Raw genomic sequence first — 16,550 nt, forward strand, 5'->3', positions numbered from 1 at the left:
TTAACCCCAGAGTTTTTCCAGCTCATACAGGCGACGGCTCTCGTCCTGCATGACGTGGACAATCACATCGCCGAGGTCGACAACCACCCAGTCAGCCGTTGCTTCACCTTCAACACCCAGTGGCAACAGTCCTGCTGCACGCGATTCCTGAACCACATGATCGGCAATCGAAACAACATGACGCGTAGATGTACCGGTGCAGATGATCATGCAGTCGGTAATACTGGATTTACCCTTAACGTCGATAGCGATGATGTCCTGACCTTTCAGGTCATCAATTTTGTCAATAACAAAATCCTGGAGTGCTTTACCCTGCAAGTTTTCCCCCTGGGGTGAATGAGATTGTAAAACGTTGAATTCGTAGCCAGACAGTATACCTGAACTCACGCCTGTGTCGGGACAAATGTCTCCGACCGGGCTTTTGAAGGCGGGTATCATCCCACCCTCTGCCTGAGATTGCATCGCCATTTTTGTAAAACAATTTCTGTAAAGCAATGATTGGCGGGAAAGTCTGGCAGCGGAGAATAACAGTATGGCTTAACCTGTCAAGGCAGGATAAACAATAAGCCGCTTTTTATGCCCTCCGGCTATTCATCTGCGCTTTTCTGATACAACCCGTGCGTATGGATATACGCCAGCACCGGGGCTGGCAGTAGATCGTCACAGGCTAAACCCTGCTGTAAACGCTCACGTATGAGGGTTGCAGAGATATCGAACCACGGCGTTTCCGCCAGATAGATCTTCCCGGCAGGCCGATTGTGAAGATCTTCAACATTATCGGTGAGATGATCTTCCAGCCACTGCTGGTACTGCGCTTCACGCATGGTCAGAGGATAGCCAGGGCGGCGGCAGACGAGCAGATGGCTGTTCTCCAGGATGGTTTCATACTGATGCCATGTGGGTAAATTCAGCAGGGAATCCTGGCCGATGATAAACGCCAGCGGCTGGTCTGGACCCTGTTCTGTGCGCCACTCCTGAAGCGTCTGTGACGTCCAGGAGGGCGTGTCGCGACGCAGCTCACGCTCATCAAGTTGGAAGAGCGGTTTATCTTCGATGGCAAGGGCGAGCATCGCTTTTCGCTGCTCGCTGGTCGCCTCCGGCTGCGGACGATGGGGCGGAACATTATTGGGCATGATAGTGACGCGCTGAAGGCCGATCAAATTCGCCAGAATTTCAACCGGCTTCAGGTGCCCGTAATGTACCGGGTCGAAGGTGCCGCCATACAGGGCCTGTAAAGAATGCATACTATCCATCAATAAAAACGTCTGCCAGCGCCTTGTGGCAGAGCAGCAGAGAAAGGCTTTCCAGCTCCGCCCAGACCGACTGGCCGTAATCTTGTTTTAACGTGAGCTCAGCGCGCATCAGAAGCTGTACAGCCTGACGAAGCTGCTCATGACTCAGGCGGTTGACGGCCTCGGTGGTCAAAGCCCTGCGATTTTGCCACACGCGGTGTTTATCAAACAGCGAACGCAGCGGCGTATGGGCAGACTGGCGCTTGAGCGTAATCAGCAGCAGTAATTCGCGCTGCAGCGTACGCAGCAGAATAACGGGTTCGCTCCCTTCAAGACGCAGCTGTTGCAGAATATGCAGGGCGCGTTTGCTTTTTGCCGACAGTAGCGCGTCCACCCAGTGGAACGGCGTGAAGTGCGCCGCGTCGTTAACGGCCTGCTCGACGCGCGGCAAGGTCAGCTTGCCATCCGGCCAGAGCAGGGAGAGTCTGTCCAGCGCCTGCGCCAGGGCCAGCAGGTTACCTTCATAGCAGTAGCACAGCAGTTGATTCGCCGCATCATCCAGTTGGAGGTTGTTCTGCTTCGCTCTCGCTGACACCCATTTGGGCAGATGCGCCTGCTCAGGCGTCTGACAGGTGACCTGCACCGCGTGGGCTGCGATCTGGGTAAACCACGCCGCGTTTTCCTGGGCTTTGGTAAGCTTGTTGCCACGCACAATAAAGAGCAGATCGCTGTGTAACAGGCTGACCAGCGTAGCGAGCTGCTCGTTCATGGCCGCGTTAGGACCATTTTCCGGCAGCAGGATCTGAATAGTCTGGCGCGAGGCGAAAAGGCTCATCGCCTGACAAAGCGAGAAGAGGGCGTTCCAGTCGGTGTTGTTGTCCAGTTGGACGGTGTGGTGTTCATCGAAGCCCTGCGCTGCGGCAGCATGCCGCACGGCATCCTGGCTTTCCTGAAGTAATAACGGATCGTTTCCAAGAAGCAGATACGCCGCGCGCAGCCCTTCATTGAGCTGCGCGCGGAGTTGTTCAGGATACAGCCTGATCATCATTTACCCAGAGAGTTAGCAGCAGGAAGCGTGCCAGCAATCGGTTTTTCAACGATGTCAGATCCTTGTTTAGTTGACGCTGCAATACTTGGCAGTTTACGGATCAGCTGTTCCGCTGCCTTGTCGTACATTTCGTTGATGATAATCTGCTGTTCGGCATCTTTTGCCAGCGCTGTCTGCGGGTTATCGAAGAACGAACGGTATACTTTCGTGCTGATCGGGTAGATGTCTTTACCGGGGATCAGGACTGCCGCGTCGACCGTCAACACCATCTGATACTCAGCTGTACGGCCATCCTGGAAGATAGAGGCTGTATCTCTCGACAGGCCGCCACCTATAACACGCAGAGACGGTACATCCTGGCGCAGGGTTTGTTTTTCGACAATCTCTACGCCGTTGAGACGCAGCTGATTACGAATGGCCCGGCTGAGTGGGCCATTCGGATCTGGTGAGTCGAACATCATCGTTTTCATCTCAGCGGGCACCGCCGTGGTATTGCGCAGGTGCCAGCCACAGCCAGCGGTGACAAGCACCGCCAGTGATAAGAGTATTGTTGCCAGTTGTCGCACGTTTCCTCCCGCGCTTAGCCAACGACCAGATTGAGCAGTTTACCCGGTACGTAGATCACTTTACGTACGGTAACGCCCTCAAGATATTTTGCGACCAGAGGTTCCTGGCCCGCGCGCTCGCGAACCTGTTCTTCGGTTGCATCGACCGCCACGGTAATTTTACCGCGGACTTTGCCGTTCACCTGGACCACGACCAGCGTCGTGTTTTCCACCATCGCTGATTCGTCAGCCTGCGGCCACGGCGCGTTGTCGATATCGCCTTCGCCTTTCAGCTCCTGCCACAGGGTAAAGCTAACGTGCGGTGTGAACGGGTTCAGCATGCGAACAACGGCCAGCAGCGCTTCACGCATTAAAGCACGATCCTGCTCGCCGTCCTGCGAAGCCTTCGCCAGCTTGTTCATCAGTTCCATAATAGCCGCAATTGCGGTATTGAAGGTCTGACGACGACCAATATCATCGGTCACTTTTGCAATCGTTTTATGAACATCGCGACGCAGCGCCTGCTGATCTTCAGTCAGTGCGGCGGCATTCAGCGCCGGGGCATCGCCCAGTGCAGTGTGTTCGTAAACCAGTTTCCAGACGCGTTTCAGGAAGCGGTTTGCACCTTCCACGCCAGACTCCTGCCACTCCAGCGTCATGTCCGCCGGAGAAGCAAACATCATGAACAGACGCACGGTATCTGCACCGTAACGCTCAACCATCACCTGCGGGTCGATACCGTTGTTTTTAGACTTGGACATCTTGCTCATGCCGGTGTAGACCAGCTCATGACCTTCGGCGTCTTTGGCCTTCACGATACGGCCCTTCTCGTCGCGTTCAACGATCGCGTCAACCGGAGAAACCCAGTTACGCTCGCCGTTGGCACCGACGTAATAGAAGGCATCCGCCAGCACCATGCCCTGGCACAGCAGCTGTTTTGCAGGTTCGTCAGAGTTCACCATGCCCGCATCGCGCATCAGCTTGTGGAAGAAGCGGAAGTAGAGCAGGTGCATGATGGCGTGTTCGATACCACCGATGTAGATATCTACCGGCAGCCAGTAGTTTGCCGCTTTGGAATCCAGCATACCTTCCTGATACTGCGGGCAGGTGTAGCGCGCATAGTACCAGGATGACTCCATAAAGGTGTCAAAGGTGTCGGTTTCACGCAGCGCAGGCTGGCCGTTGACGGTGGTTTTTGCCCACTCAGGATCGGCTTTGATCGGGCTGGTGATGCCGTCCATGACGACGTCTTCCGGCAGGATCACCGGCAGCTGATCTTCTGGCGTTGGCATCACGGTGCCATCTTCCAGCGTCACCATTGGAATTGGCGCACCCCAGTAACGCTGACGGGAAACACCCCAGTCGCGCAGACGGAAGTTAACTTTACGCTCGCCCACGCCAAGGGAGGCCAGCTTGTCGGCGATGGCGTTAAAGCCCTCTTCGAAGCTCAGACCGCTGAATTCACCGGAGTTGAACAGGGTGCCTTTTTCAGTCAGCGCGTTTTCGGACAGGTCTGGTTCAGAACCATCGGCGGCCAGAATAACGGCTTTAATCGGCAGGTTGTATTTGGTGGCAAACTCGTAGTCGCGCTGATCGTGGCCCGGAACAGCCATTACCGCACCTGTACCGTACTCCATCAGCACGAAGTTCGCTGCCCAGACCGGGATCGCTTCGCCAGTCAGCGGATGCTTAGCATAGAAGCCTGTCGCAACGCCTTTTTTCTCCATCGTCGCCATGTCGGCTTCGGCCACTTTGGTGTTGCGGCACTCATCGATGAAGGTAGCCAGTTCCGGATTGTTTTCTGCCGCTTTCTGCGCCAGCGGGTGACCTGCAGCCACGGCCAGGTAGGTCGCGCCCATGAAGGTGTCCGGACGGGTGGTGTAGACAGTCAGAGTCTGGTCGTAGTTCTCAACGTTGAAGGTAATCTCCACACCTTCAGAACGGCCGATCCAGTTGCGCTGCATGGTCTTCACGGTATCTGGCCAGTGGTCCAGATTATCCAGATCGTTCAGCAGCTCATCAGCGTAAGCGGTGATTTTGATAAACCACTGTGGGATCTCTTTACGCTCAACTTTGGTGTCGCAGCGCCAGCAGCAGCCATCGATAACCTGTTCGTTCGCGAGAACGGTCTGGTCATTCGGACACCAGTTAACGGCAGAGGTCTTCTTATACACCAGGCCTTTTTTGTACAGCTCGGTGAAGAACTTCTGCTCCCAGCGGTAGTATTCCGGGGTACAGGTTGCCAGCTCGCGGCTCCAGTCATAGCCAAAGCCCAGCATTTTGAGCTGGTTTTTCATGTACGCGATGTTGTCGTATGTCCACGGGGCCGGTGCGGTGTTGTTTTTGACCGCCGCGCCTTCCGCAGGCAGACCGAACGCATCCCAGCCGATAGGCTGCAGAACGTTTTTGCCCAGCATACGCTGGTAACGTGCGATCACATCGCCAATGGTGTAGTTACGCACATGGCCCATGTGTAGTCGACCAGAAGGATAGGGAAGCATCGACAGGCAGTAATACTTCTCTTTGCTCTCGTCTTCGGTTACTTCAAAGGTGCGCTTCTCGTCCCAGTGTTGCTGGACTTTTGATTCTATCTCTTCCGGGCGGTATTGCTCTTGCATGGCAGCCAGTGGTCCTGTTTTCAATACAGCTACAAATGTAGCCAATGGATGTGGTCATTCAGATCCGCATAGCATAGCCCAAACGCCCGCGTCAAAACAGCCTTTCGCACAAATGCGCTTTGCAGGAATTTACCGGGTCTGTGCTTCACCTGACAAAGCGGCGATGAAATAAGGTCTATTATTAGAAATAGTTACTTACCCGGGAGGCAAAATGATGAACAAGGTTGCTCAATTTTACCGCGAACTGGTGGCGACACTGACGGAACGACTGCGTAACGGCGAGCGCGATATCGATGCGCTGGTGGAGCAGGCGCGTGCCCGCGTGTCGCAAACGGGTGAGTTAACGCGAACCGAAGTGGAAGAGGTGACGCGCGCCGTGCGTCGCGATCTGGAAGAGTTCGCGCGCAGCTACCAGGAGAGCCAGGAGGAGGTCACGGACAGCGTTTTCATGCGGGTGATCAAAGAGAGCCTGTGGCAGGAGCTGGCCGATATTACGGATAAAACGCAGCTGGAGTGGCGCGAGGTCTTTCAGGATTTGAACCACCATGGTGTGTACCACAGCGGTGAGGTGGTCGGGCTCGGAAATCTGGTGTGCGAGAATTGCCACCACCATATTGCGGTGTATACGCCGGAGGTTCTGTCGCTGTGCCCGAAATGCGGCCACGATCAGTTCCAGCGTCGTCCGTTTGAGCCCTAGGTAAAGCGCAGGTTTGCTCCCTCTCCCTGTGGGAGAGGGCCGGGGTGAGGGCATCAGGCCGCAAAAGGTAAAAGCAAAACGGCAACCCCGTTGCCGTTTTTAGTGTTTGCTCCCTCTCCCCGTGGGAGAGGGTAGGGGTGAGGGCATCAGGCTGCACTATAGTAGTCCAGTCTCTCCGCCAGCAAATCCACAAACGCCTCCCTGTCGATGTCCACCATCACGGTAGTATTCGGCTTATTCCCCGTCAGCGAGTAATAATCCACCACCGTCATTCCCTGGGTGTATTTTCCCTGCGTTTCCACGCCAACCCAGCGGTCAACCGTGGTGAATATCTCAGGCTTTAACAGCCAGGCAATGGTGCACGGGTCGTGCAGGGGCGCGCCGTGGAAGCCCCACTTCTCGGCTTTGTGATACTCCATAAAGAAGTCGAGCAGCTCGGCCACGGTTGTCGCGACCGGATTACCAACGGAACGGAAGCGCTCAATATCGTCCGCCATAATCTGCGCGCGATGGGTAACGTCCAGTCCCGCCATTACAATCGGTAAGCCGGACTGGAAGACAATCTCAGCGGCTTCCGGGTCGACAAAGATGTTGAACTCCGCCGCAGGCGTCCAGTTACCCAGCCCCATGGCCCCGCCCATGATGACGATACGGGCTATTTTGCTGTGCAGTTCAGGGTGGCTGTTCAGCAGCAGCGCGACGTTGGTTTGCGGCCCGGTAGCCACCAGCGTCAAGGGTTCCATGCTCTCGCGCAGCACCTTCGCCATCAGCTCCACGGCGGTGCAGTTTTGCGGCGCGAAGCCCGGCTCCGGCAGCGCCGGACCGTCCAGCCCGCTTTCACCATGCACGTTATCCGCGATAATTAATTCACGCATCAGGGGCTTGAGGGCTCCGCCAGCGACGGGAATATCGGTACGCTTGAGCAACGTCAGCATACGCAAAACGTTACGCAGCGTTTTATCCGGCGTCTGGTTTCCGGCAGAAGAGGTGACGGCTTTGACGTCGAGTTCAGGGGAGGCAAGTGCAAGGACGAGCGCGATCGCGTCATCATGACCCGGATCGCAATCGAGAATAATAGGCTGTGCCATAGCGTTCTCCATACGTAGCGTTATTTTGTGACAAGGTTAACGCTGCAATGTGACGCCGACGAGAGGAAGTGAGTGAAAGCGTGAAGCAGTGCGCAATCCGCAGATTGCGCACCGGGAAGATTAGTGCAGGATTTTCGCAAGGAAATCTTTCGCACGCTCGGATTTCGGGTTAGCAAAGAACTCTTCTTTCGGTGAGTCTTCGACAATTTTCCCTTCGTCCATAAAGATCACGCGGTTGGCCACCTTACGGGCGAAGCCCATTTCGTGGGTCACCACCATCATGGTCATCCCTTCGTGCGCCAGTTCGACCATCACGTCCAGCACTTCGTTGATCATCTCCGGATCGAGCGCCGACGTGGGCTCATCAAACAGCATCGCCACCGGATCCATGCACAGCGCGCGGGCGATCGCCACACGCTGCTGTTGGCCGCCAGAAAGCTGCGCCGGGAACTTATCGGCATGCGCAGAAAGCCCAACGCGTTCCAGGAGCTTCAGACCTTTCTCGCGCGACGCTTTTTTATCACGCTTAAGCACTTTTACCTGCGCCAGCGTCAGGTTCTCAATAATAGAGAGGTGAGGGAACAGCTCAAAATGCTGGAATACCATGCCAACGTGAGAGCGAAGCTGGGCGAGGTTGGTTTTCTTGTCGTTGACTTTGGTACCGTTGACGACGATCTCACCCTGCTGCACTGGCTCCAGTCCGTTGACGGTTTTGATCAGCGTCGATTTACCGGAGCCGGACGGCCCGCACACTACCACCACGTCGCCTTTTTTCACTTCGGTGGAGCAGTCGGTCAGCACCTGAAAGTGCCCATACCATTTAGAAACATTTTTCAGGGAAATCATTATACCGTCCTTTTCTTCAGCCAGCTGACCAACAGCGACGCGCTTAAACTAATCACAAAATAGACCGCACCCGCGAAGAGCACCATCTCAACCTGCGTACCATCACGCTCACCGATGGTTGACGCGGTACGGAAGAAGTCTGCCAGGCTCAGAACGTAGACCAGCGAGGTATCCTGGAACAGCACGATACCCTGGGTCAGCAGGAGTGGAACCATGGCGCGAAACGCCTGCGGCAGAATAATGAGCTGCATGGACTGCCAGTGCGTCATCCCCAGCGCCAGCGCGGCGCTGGACTGTCCGCGGGAGATACTCTGAATGCCCGCTCGGATAATCTCTGAGTAGTAAGCTGCCTCAAACATCGAGAATGCTACCATCGCCGAGATCAGACGGATATCGGTTTTCGGCGACAGCCCCAGCACGTTCTGCAGGAAGCCGGGCACAATCAGGTAAAACCACAGCAGCACCATCACCAGCGGGATGGAGCGGAATACGTTAACGTAGGCGGTCGCGAACCAGGCGAGCGGCTTAAAGCTCGACAGACGCATAACGGCCAGCAGGGTGCCCCAGACGATACCGACGATGATGGCAATGACGGTGATTTTTAAGGTAATCATCAGGCCATCAAGCAGGTAAGGCATGGATGGAACGATAGAACTCCAGTCAAATTCGTACATTATTTGCCCCCCATGTTGCCCGGCAGGCGAATTTTGCGTTCAACCAGGTTCATCACCAGCATGATGAAAGCGTTTATCAGAACATAGGCGAGCGTGATCGCGGTGAAGGATTCCCACGCGTGAGCGGAGTAATCCAGCAGCTTGCCCGCCTGCGCAGCCATATCGACCAGGCCGATGGTCGAGGCGATGGCCGAGTTTTTCACCAGGTTCATCATCTCGGAGGTCATCGGCGGAACGATGACGCGGTAGGCGTTAGGCAGCAGCACGTAGCGGTAGGTTTGTGGCAGGGTTAATCCCATCGCCAGACCCGCATTTTTTTGTCCACGGGGTAATGACTGAATGGCGGCACGCACCTGCTCGCAAACGCGCGCAGCGGTAAACAGCCCCAGACACATCATGGAGGAGACAAAGAACTGTACGTTCGGATCCAGTTCCGACTTGAACCACATGCCAATATTTTCCGGCAGCAGTTCCGGGATAACCAGATACCAGGTAAAGAATTGCACGATCAGCGGAACGTTACGGAACAGTTCCACATACAGGGTGCCGAGTGTTGAAAGAAAACGGTTAGGGACGGTGCGCAGAATACCGAACAAAGAACCGACAAGAAACGCGATGATCCACGCCGTTATCGATAATGCCACGGTGACCTGAAAGCCGCTCCACAGCCAGCCAAGATAGGTGGTGTTGCCGAACGGGGCTTGTTGCAGAAATATGCCCCAGTTCCAGTCGATTGACATAATAAACTCCAGAAAAAAAAGGGTAGCAGCGCTACCCTCGAAGATTGGTGAGAAGCTCATTTTTCGCGCTGAGTGGGGAACGACCACTCAACGTATAGTCTGTCCATGCTTCCCGACAATCGAGAGGGCAGGAGATCCCGCCCCTGTTGTTCTAATTAGTTAAGAGCCTTGTCATTTGGAGATTTGAACAGCGCTTTCATGTCGTCAGACAGTTCAAAATTCATGTTCAGGTTTTTAGGTGGAATCGGGTTCTTGAACCATTTGTCGAACCATTTTTCCGCTTCGCCAGAGGTCTGCACCTGAGCGATGGTGTCATCGATCAGCTTTTTGAACTGCGGATCGTCTTTACGCAGCATACAGCCGTAGGCTTCTTTCGACTGCGCGGTGCCGACGATATCCCAGTTGTCAGGTTTCTTCGCTTTCGCACGTTCGCCCGCCAGCAGGGCGTCATCCATCATAAACGCGACGGCACGACCGCTTTCCAGGGTACGGAAGGAGTCGCCATGGTCTTTCGCGCTGATGATGCGCATATCCATTTTTTTCTCGTCGTTCAGCTTGTGCAGCAGCACTTCTGACGTGGTACCGGAGGTGACAACAACCGCTTTACCTTTCAGATCAGCGAAGTCTTTAATCTCGCCGCCTTTCTTCGTCAGCAGGCGGGTGCCTACAACAAAGATGGTGTCAGAGAAGGCAGCCTGCTTCTGACGCTCGAGATTGTTGGTGGTGGAGCCACACTCGAAATCAAAGGTGCCGTTTTGCAGCAGTGGAATACGGTTCTGTGAAGTGATTGGGATCAGCTTCACCTGTAGGTCAGGTTTGTTCAGCTTTTTCTTCACGGCTTCAACGATAGCGTTGGAGTAATCCTGTGAATAACCCACGACTTTTTGCGTGTTGTCGTAGTAAGAGAACGGGACAGATGATTCACGGTGGCCGACCACGATGACGCCGTTTTTGGCAATCTTGTCGAGAGTGCTGCCTGCTGCAGGCGCATCTTCAGCGTGGACCACGCCAGCAGACATTCCCATAACCAGCATTGCTGTGGCCAGTTTACGTAATTGCATACCCAACTCCTTTTTTATCAGCGCCAGAGACGCATTGATACCCATTGTGATGTTGTTATATCTCGCGCAATGCGAGTGCAGTGTTATGCAAGCTTGTTAACATTTAGTCTGGCTTAATGTAAAGATTTTGCTGCGTTATTGTTTATTTTTGCGAAGCGCGCCGCACCATTCAGAGGCAAATATCTCCCGTTGCACCGTTTCGGTGCTACCGATGATCTACGCTGGTGCGACAAAGTTGCACGTTAAGCCAAACTGCGTTTACCTGAATAAACAAAGCAATAGGCGTGCCAGAATGGGAGTTTGGGAGGATTTACCGGGTAAGCGTCAGCGCCACCCGGCAACAGAAGGGAAGGTTATTTACGACGCTGACGCAGGCTCATCAGCACTGCGCCAAAGCCGAACAGCACGGTCAGTATCCACAGCGACCAGTTGCCGGTACGGGCGTATGGCGTCAGTCCCGTGGTTGGCGTGACGTTAGCGGTCAGTACCTCACGGGTAAACTGCGGGATCATCGCCTGAATTTCACCCTGAGGACCAATCACGGCGGTGATGCCGTTGTTGGTGCTGCGCAGTAACGGACGCGCCAGCTCCAGGGAGCGCATACGTGCCATCTGGAAGTGCTGCCACGGGCCAATTGACTTACCAAACCAGGCATCGTTGGAGATGGTCAGCAGATAGTCAGTATCCGGGCGGAAGTTATCGCGCACCTGCTCGCCGAGAATGATTTCGTAGCAGATAGCCGGCGTCAGGGCAGCGCCGTGCGCGTGCAGCTGAGGCTGAACGTACGGTCCGCGGCTGAAGGAGGACATCGGCAAATCAAAGAACGGGGCCAGCGGGCGCAGAATCGATTCCAGCGGCACAAATTCACCAAATGGCACCAGGTGGTTCTTGTTGTACCGGTCAGTGGAGTGGTAGCTGTATTCGCTGTCTTTGCCGAGCGTAATGATGGTGTTGTAGGTGTCGTAGCGGTTCTGCTGATTCAGACGCGCATCGACAATCCCGGTGATAAGCGTGCTGCCGCGGGCCAGCAGCAGGTCGTTCATCATGTTGAGGAACGGCTGCTGGTTAATTTCCAGATCGGGGATCGCAGACTCCGGCCAGATAATCAGCTGCGATTTACCCATCACCTCTTCGGTGGCGTTGGCGTAGATCTTCAGCGTATTCAGCAGCTCTTTTTCGTCCCACTTCATGGACTGCGGGATATTCCCCTGCACCATGGAAACCCGCATGGCGCGATCGGGCTCAGGCGTGAACCACTGGATATAGCGCAGCGGGAAGGGCAGGGCGAACAGCACCAGCGCCACAGCCAGCGGTTTCCAGCCGCGCGTGACCAGCGCTAATACCAGCAGGCCGCTCACGACCATCAGCAGGAAGTTGATAGCTTCAACACCCATTACCGGTGCCAGGCCTTTCAGCGGGCCGTCAATCTGGCTGTAGCCGAACTGCAGCCACGGGAAGCCGGTCAACACCCAGCCGCGCAGGAACTCGGTTACCTGCCAGACCACCGGCGCGGCAATGGCGACGCGCAGCCAGTTGGTTTTGGGCCACAGGCGAGAAAGGATGCCGGCGAACAGACCGGTATAGAGCGAGAGATAGGCGGCGAGCAGTACCACCAGGAAGACGTTTACCGGGCCAGGCATACCGCCAAACTGGGCGATGCTGACATAAACCCAGTTGATGCCTGAGCCAAACAGCCCCAGCCCCCAGAAGTAGCCGATAGCGGCAGCCTGTACCGGACGACGGTTCAGGGTCAGACCCTGAAGCCCCATCAGGGAGAGAATGGCCGCGGGCCAGATATCGTAAGGAGAAAAAGCCAGCGTACCGCTGGCTCCTAGTAACAGCGCCAGCAGCAAACGGACGCGCTGGCGTTCAAGCAATGGGGCAAATGCCATTTACATTAATCTTCCAGTTTTGGCACCGGTGAGTCGTCCGGCGTTCTGACGTGAACCTGTATAATACGTCGGCTGTCGGCCATGGCTACTTTGAACTGGTAACCGTCGATGTCAACGGTCTCTCCACGCGCCGGGAGGTGGCCAAAGGCCTGCATCACCAGCCCGCCAATGGTATCGACCTCTTCATCGCTGAAGTGGGTTCCGAAGGCGTCGTTGAAGTCTTCGATGGAGGCCAGCGCGCGCACGGTCCAGGTGTGGCGGCTAAGCTGACGGAAGTCGATATCTTCTTCTTCGTCGTACTCGTCTTCGATTTCGCCCACGATCAGCTCAAGGATATCCTCGATCGTGACCAGACCGGAAACGCCACCAAATTCATCAATAACAATCGCCATGTGGTAACGCTGAGAGCGAAACTCTTTCAACATCCGATCCACACGTTTACTTTCCGGCACAACCACGGCCTGGCGTAACACTTTTTCCATGCTGAAGGCTTCGGCATCGCTGCGCATAAACGGCAGCAGGTCTTTCGCCATCAAAATCCCTTCGATGTGATCTTTGTCTTCGCTGATGACCGGGAAACGCGAGTGGGCGGATTCGATGATCACATCGAGGCACTCGTCCAGCGTCTGGTTACGTTTCAGGGTGATCATCTGCGAGCGGGGGATCATGATATCGCGAACGCGCTGGTCGGCGATGTCCATTACCCCTTCGAGCATTTCGCGCGTATCTTCGTCGATAAGGTCGTTCTGCCCGGAATCACGAATCAGCTCCAGCAGTTCATCACGGTTTTTCGGTTCGCCGTGGAAAAGCTGGTTCAGAATGAGGGAGAAAAATCCCTTTTTACTGGTTGTCGTGTCGCTACTGTGTGAATTGTCGTCGCTCATGGCGTTTGTTAAGGGTTCTCTTGTTAGTTCAACGTTTACCGCCACGCGATGTCCTTTCGTGGCGGCAGGGGAGTCCGTCAGGTGACGGACTATTCTTTCTCGGCAATGTACGGATCCTCATAGCCCAGAGCAAGCATTATCTCTGTCTCGAGGGACTCCATCTCTTCCGCTTCGTCGTCTTCAATATGATCGTAGCCGAGCAGATGCAGGCTGCCGTGTACCACCATATGCGCCCAGTGGGCCTCAAGCGGCTTTTGCTGCTCTTTGGCTTCCTGCTCAACCACCTGACGGCAGATGATCAGATCGCCCAGCAGCGGCATCTCGATGCCCGGCGGCGCTTCGAACGGGAAAGAGAGCACGTTGGTCGGCTTATCTTTCCCGCGATAGGTCAGGTTAAGCTCATGGCTTTCCGCTTCATCCACCAGGCGAATCGTAACTTCTGATTCTTCCTGAAACTGAGGAATAACGGCATCCAGCCATTTCTGAAACTGCGCCTCATCTGGCATGCCGGAATTGTCTTCACAGGCCAGCTGTAAATCGAGGATCACCTGACTCATTTCTGTTCTTGCTCCTGCGCTTCGCGCTTACGTTCTGCGGCCAGTTCGGCCTTACGCTTCTGATCCGCCTCTTCCCAGGCTTCATAGGCATTAACGATACGCGCGACCACCGGGTGGCGTACCACGTCTTCACTGTGGAAGAAGTTAAAGCTGATTTCGTCGACCTCGGCCAGCACCTCAATGGCGTGGCGCAGACCGGATTTGGTGCTGCGCGGCAGGTCAATCTGAGTGACGTCGCCGGTAATCACCGCCTTCGAGTTAAAGCCAATACGCGTCAGGAACATTTTCATCTGTTCAATGGTGGTGTTCTGGCTCTCATCGAGAATGATGAACGCATCGTTCAGCGTACGACCGCGCATGTAGGCGAGCGGGGCAACTTCGATAACGTTACGCTCAATGAGCTTCTCGACCTTCTCAAAGCCCAGCATTTCGAACAGCGCATCGTATAAAGGACGCAGATACGGGTCGACCTTCTGGCTCAGATCGCCTGGCAGGAAGCCCAGTTTTTCACCGGCTTCAACGGCAGGGCGGGTCAGCAGGATACGGCGGATTTCCTGACGCTCCAGCGCATCGACCGCCGCGGCAACGGCGAGATAGGTTTTACCCGTCCCCGCCGGACCCACCCCGAAGGTGATGTCGTGGTCGAGGATATTGGCGATGTACTGCGCCTGGTTTGGCGTACGCGGCTTAATGACGCCACGTTTGGTCTTGATGTTAATGGCCTTGCCGTAGTCCGGCACGCTTTCCGCGCTCTGCTCAAGCACGCGCGCCTCTTTAATGGCGAGGTGGATCTGTTCCGGCTCGATATCCTGCGTTTCGCCGCGCATTGGGGCGGTATCAACATACAGGCTACGCAGAATGTCCGCAGCGGCGTTGACGCAGATAGGGCGTCCGGTAAGTTTGAAATGATTATCGCGACGATTGATTTCGATACCCAGACGTCGCTCCAGTTGTTTGATATTGTCATCAAACGGCCCGCACAGGCTCAGCAGGCGAGCGTTGTCTGCTGGCTCAAGGCTAATTTCACGCGTATCTATGTTCAAACTGTTCCTCTTTAATTGGTTAACCGGTCCGTTGCGACAGGACGTAATAAAACGGTCATTACCGAAATTATTCACGCCACAGAATAAAGGCGCAAGCGTTGCGGAAGATATTGGGGACGATGAGAGGAAATACAAGGCCTGCCGGAAGGGCAGGCCATGAGGATTAAGGCTGGTAAATCCCAACGCCAGAATCGTTTTCTTTTCGGGTGCGCGAGATTACGGATTCCGGTGACTCGGCAATGCGCAGGCCCATTTCGTCCTCGGTGCGTACCAGCTTCGCGCGCAGCGAGTTGGTCAGCACTTCAACAATCTCGACGTCTACGAATTTACCGATCATATCCGGGGTGCCTTCAAAGTTCACCACGCGGTTGTTCTCGGTACGACCGGACAGTTCCATAATGCTCTTGCGTGAGGTGCCTTCCACCAGAATGCGCTGAACGGTGCCGAGCATGCGGCGGCTCCAGGCGTTGGCCTGCTGAAGGATACGCTCCTGCAGAATATACAGACGCTGTTTCTTCTCTTCTTCCGGAACATCGTCAACCATATCGGCCGCCGGTGTTCCCGGACGCGCAGAGAAAATGAAGCTGTAGCTGACGTCAAAATTCACTTCACCGATGAGCTTCATGGTGCGCTCGAAGTCATCAGCGGTTTCGCCAGGGAAGCCGACTATAAAGTCGGAGCTAATCTGGATATCCGGACGCGCTTCACGCAGCTTGCGGATGGTGGACTTGTACTCCAGCACCGTATGCGGGCGGCCCATCAGGTTCAGCACGCGGTCAGAGCCGCACTGAATCGGCAGGTGCAGGAAGCTCACCAGCTCTGGCGTATCGCGATAGACGTCAATAATGTCGTCGGTAAATTCCATCGGATGGCTGGTGGTAAAGCGAATGCGGTCGATACCGTCAATCGCGGCCACCAGACGCAGCAGTTCGGCAAAGCTGCCGGTGGTTCCGTCGTAGTTTTCCCCGCGCCAGGCGTTAACGTTCTGGCCCAGCAGGTTCACTTCGCGAACGCCCTGCGCGGCAAGCTGCGCGATTTCAAACAGAATGTCATCTGCCGGGCGGCTGACCTCTTCACCACGGGTGTACGGTACCACGCAGTAAGTACAGTATTTGTTGCAGCCTTCCATGATCGAGACGAAGGCGGTCGGGCCATCGGCGCGCGGCTCAGGCAGACGGTCAAACTTTTCGATTTCCGGGAAGCTGACGTCAACGACCGGGCTGCGGTTGCCGCGAACCTGATTGATCATCTCGGGCAGGCGGTGCAGAGTCTGAGGACCAAAGACAATATCCACATACGGGGCTCTCTGGCGGATCAGCTTGCCTTCCTGCGACGCAACGCAGCCACCCACGCCGATGATCAGGTCCGGATTTTTTCGCTTGAGAAGCTTCCAGCGGCCTAACACGTGAAAGACTTTTTCCTGCGCTTTTTCACGAATCGAACAGGTGTTCAGCAGCAGCACGTCCGCTTCTTTCACATTTTCTGTCAGCTGGTATCCGTGGGTTGAATCCAGCAGATCGGCCATCTTGGATGAATCGTATTCGTTCATCTGACAGCCCCAGGTTTTTATATGGAGTTTTTTAGTCATCGACTTGCTCAGCTCAGGATTGCAAGCCGCGTATTGT

16 protein-coding genes are annotated in these 16,550 nt (G+C 55.3%); 1 reads left to right on the forward strand and 15 read right to left on the reverse strand.

The genetic code is table 11. The annotated features are described in order from the left end of the window. The 5 genes from rsfS to leuS form a co-directional block, all read right to left on the reverse strand. The gene (gene rsfS, locus ACMGG5_RS12245) at positions 1–318 is read right to left on the reverse strand and encodes a ribosome silencing factor (protein ID WP_023334893.1); all 318 of its coding nucleotides are present in this window, start codon (positions 316–318) and stop codon (positions 1–3) included. Positions 319–587: 269 nt separating this feature from the next. Then, entirely contained in the window at positions 588–1,253 is a 666-nt protein-coding gene (gene nadD / locus ACMGG5_RS12250) for a nicotinate-nucleotide adenylyltransferase (protein ID WP_048989993.1), read from the reverse strand. After that, on the reverse strand, positions 1,246–2,277 hold the full coding sequence (gene holA, locus ACMGG5_RS12255; protein ID WP_024907018.1) for a DNA polymerase III subunit delta: 1,032 nt from the start codon (positions 2,275–2,277) through the stop codon (positions 1,246–1,248). The genes nadD and holA overlap by 8 nt, the downstream gene beginning before the upstream one ends. Further along, positions 2,277–2,846 (reverse strand): LPS assembly lipoprotein LptE, encoded by a 570-nt coding sequence (lptE, locus tag ACMGG5_RS12260; RefSeq protein WP_420277920.1) that lies wholly within the window; start codon positions 2,844–2,846, stop codon positions 2,277–2,279. Before lptE ends, holA begins: the two co-directional genes overlap by 1 nt. Positions 2,847–2,860: 14 nt before the next feature. Next, a complete protein-coding gene (leuS, locus tag ACMGG5_RS12265; RefSeq protein ID WP_148769603.1) occupies positions 2,861–5,443 on the reverse strand; it encodes a leucine--tRNA ligase in 2,583 nt (860 codons plus the stop codon). Between the two features lie 214 nt (positions 5,444–5,657). Between leuS and ACMGG5_RS12270 the strand changes: the two genes are divergently transcribed. Next, positions 5,658–6,140 (forward strand): zinc ribbon-containing protein, encoded by a 483-nt coding sequence (locus tag ACMGG5_RS12270; RefSeq protein WP_023617134.1) that lies wholly within the window; start codon positions 5,658–5,660, stop codon positions 6,138–6,140. Positions 6,141–6,286: 146 nt separating this feature from the next. Here ACMGG5_RS12270 and rihA read toward each other — a convergent pair whose 3' ends face one another. The 10 genes from rihA to miaB all read right to left on the reverse strand — a co-directional run bounded on the left by rihA (position 6,287) and on the right by miaB (position 16,513). Next, complete coding sequence (rihA, locus tag ACMGG5_RS12275; RefSeq protein ID WP_420277921.1) at positions 6,287–7,228, reverse strand: pyrimidine-specific ribonucleoside hydrolase RihA; 942 nt, start codon at positions 7,226–7,228, stop codon at positions 6,287–6,289. A 120-nt stretch (positions 7,229–7,348) separates the two neighbouring features. Next, the gene (locus ACMGG5_RS12280; protein ID WP_014883001.1) at positions 7,349–8,074 is read right to left on the reverse strand and encodes an amino acid ABC transporter ATP-binding protein; all 726 of its coding nucleotides are present in this window, start codon (positions 8,072–8,074) and stop codon (positions 7,349–7,351) included. Next, positions 8,074–8,748 (reverse strand): glutamate/aspartate ABC transporter permease GltK, encoded by a 675-nt coding sequence (gene gltK, locus ACMGG5_RS12285; RefSeq protein ID WP_032649550.1) that lies wholly within the window; start codon positions 8,746–8,748, stop codon positions 8,074–8,076. The genes ACMGG5_RS12280 and gltK overlap by 1 nt, the downstream gene beginning before the upstream one ends. Next, a complete protein-coding gene (gltJ, locus tag ACMGG5_RS12290; RefSeq protein ID WP_008501048.1) occupies positions 8,748–9,488 on the reverse strand; it encodes a glutamate/aspartate ABC transporter permease GltJ in 741 nt (246 codons plus the stop codon). Before gltJ ends, gltK begins: the two co-directional genes overlap by 1 nt. Positions 9,489–9,643: 155 nt before the next feature. Further along, the gene (locus tag ACMGG5_RS12295; protein WP_008501049.1) at positions 9,644–10,549 is read right to left on the reverse strand and encodes an amino acid ABC transporter substrate-binding protein; all 906 of its coding nucleotides are present in this window, start codon (positions 10,547–10,549) and stop codon (positions 9,644–9,646) included. Positions 10,550–10,902: 353 nt separating this feature from the next. After that, positions 10,903–12,441, reverse strand: a complete 1,539-nt coding sequence (gene lnt, locus ACMGG5_RS12300; protein ID WP_048992563.1) for an apolipoprotein N-acyltransferase — start codon at positions 12,439–12,441, stop codon at positions 10,903–10,905. 5 nt (positions 12,442–12,446) lie between these two features. After that, on the reverse strand, positions 12,447–13,325 hold the full coding sequence (gene corC, locus ACMGG5_RS12305; protein ID WP_021242574.1) for a CNNM family magnesium/cobalt transport protein CorC: 879 nt from the start codon (positions 13,323–13,325) through the stop codon (positions 12,447–12,449). 89 nt (positions 13,326–13,414) lie between these two features. Continuing rightward, positions 13,415–13,882, reverse strand: coding sequence for an rRNA maturation RNase YbeY (gene ybeY, locus ACMGG5_RS12310; protein WP_008501052.1), 468 nt, complete (start codon positions 13,880–13,882; stop codon positions 13,415–13,417). Further along, positions 13,879–14,925 carry a PhoH family protein gene (locus ACMGG5_RS12315; RefSeq protein WP_023310759.1) on the reverse strand — a complete coding sequence of 349 codons (1,047 nt, stop codon included), beginning with the start codon at positions 14,923–14,925 and terminating at the stop codon, positions 13,879–13,881. Before ACMGG5_RS12315 ends, ybeY begins: the two co-directional genes overlap by 4 nt. Positions 14,926–15,088: 163 nt before the next feature. After that, on the reverse strand, positions 15,089–16,513 hold the full coding sequence (gene miaB, locus ACMGG5_RS12320) for a tRNA (N6-isopentenyl adenosine(37)-C2)-methylthiotransferase MiaB (RefSeq protein ID WP_248272877.1): 1,425 nt from the start codon (positions 16,511–16,513) through the stop codon (positions 15,089–15,091). Positions 16,514–16,550 lie beyond the last annotated feature (37 nt).

Origin of the sequence: Enterobacter sp. BNK-34 (genome assembly GCF_048684445.1) — a bacterium.
GTDB lineage: Bacteria > Pseudomonadota > Gammaproteobacteria > Enterobacterales > Enterobacteriaceae > Enterobacter > Enterobacter pseudoroggenkampii.

Excerpts from the sequence above, each read along its gene's own strand:
- holA (WP_024907018.1), bottom strand. The coding sequence starts at position 2,277 with ATGATCAGGCTGTATCCTGAACAACTCCGCGCGCAGCTCAATGAAGGG.
- miaB (WP_248272877.1), bottom strand. The coding sequence starts at position 16,513 with ATGACTAAAAAACTCCATATAAAAACCTGGGGCTGTCAGATGAACGAA.
- nadD (WP_048989993.1), bottom strand. The coding sequence starts at position 1,253 with ATGGATAGTATGCATTCTTTACAGGCCCTGTATGGCGGCACCTTCGAC.
- ACMGG5_RS12280 (WP_014883001.1), bottom strand. The coding sequence starts at position 8,074 with ATGATTTCCCTGAAAAATGTTTCTAAATGGTATGGGCACTTTCAGGTG.
- lnt (WP_048992563.1), bottom strand. The coding sequence starts at position 12,441 with ATGGCATTTGCCCCATTGCTTGAACGCCAGCGCGTCCGTTTGCTGCTG.
- gltK (WP_032649550.1), bottom strand. The coding sequence starts at position 8,748 with ATGTACGAATTTGACTGGAGTTCTATCGTTCCATCCATGCCTTACCTG.
- gltJ (WP_008501048.1), bottom strand. The coding sequence starts at position 9,488 with ATGTCAATCGACTGGAACTGGGGCATATTTCTGCAACAAGCCCCGTTC.
- leuS (WP_148769603.1), bottom strand. The coding sequence starts at position 5,443 with ATGCAAGAGCAATACCGCCCGGAAGAGATAGAATCAAAAGTCCAGCAA.
- rihA (WP_420277921.1), bottom strand. The coding sequence starts at position 7,228 with ATGGCACAGCCTATTATTCTCGATTGCGATCCGGGTCATGATGACGCG.
- ACMGG5_RS12295 (WP_008501049.1), bottom strand. The coding sequence starts at position 10,549 with ATGCAATTACGTAAACTGGCCACAGCAATGCTGGTTATGGGAATGTCT.
- ybeY (WP_008501052.1), bottom strand. The coding sequence starts at position 13,882 with ATGAGTCAGGTGATCCTCGATTTACAGCTGGCCTGTGAAGACAATTCC.
- ACMGG5_RS12270 (WP_023617134.1), top strand. The coding sequence starts at position 5,658 with ATGAACAAGGTTGCTCAATTTTACCGCGAACTGGTGGCGACACTGACG.
- corC (WP_021242574.1), bottom strand. The coding sequence starts at position 13,325 with ATGAGCGACGACAATTCACACAGTAGCGACACGACAACCAGTAAAAAG.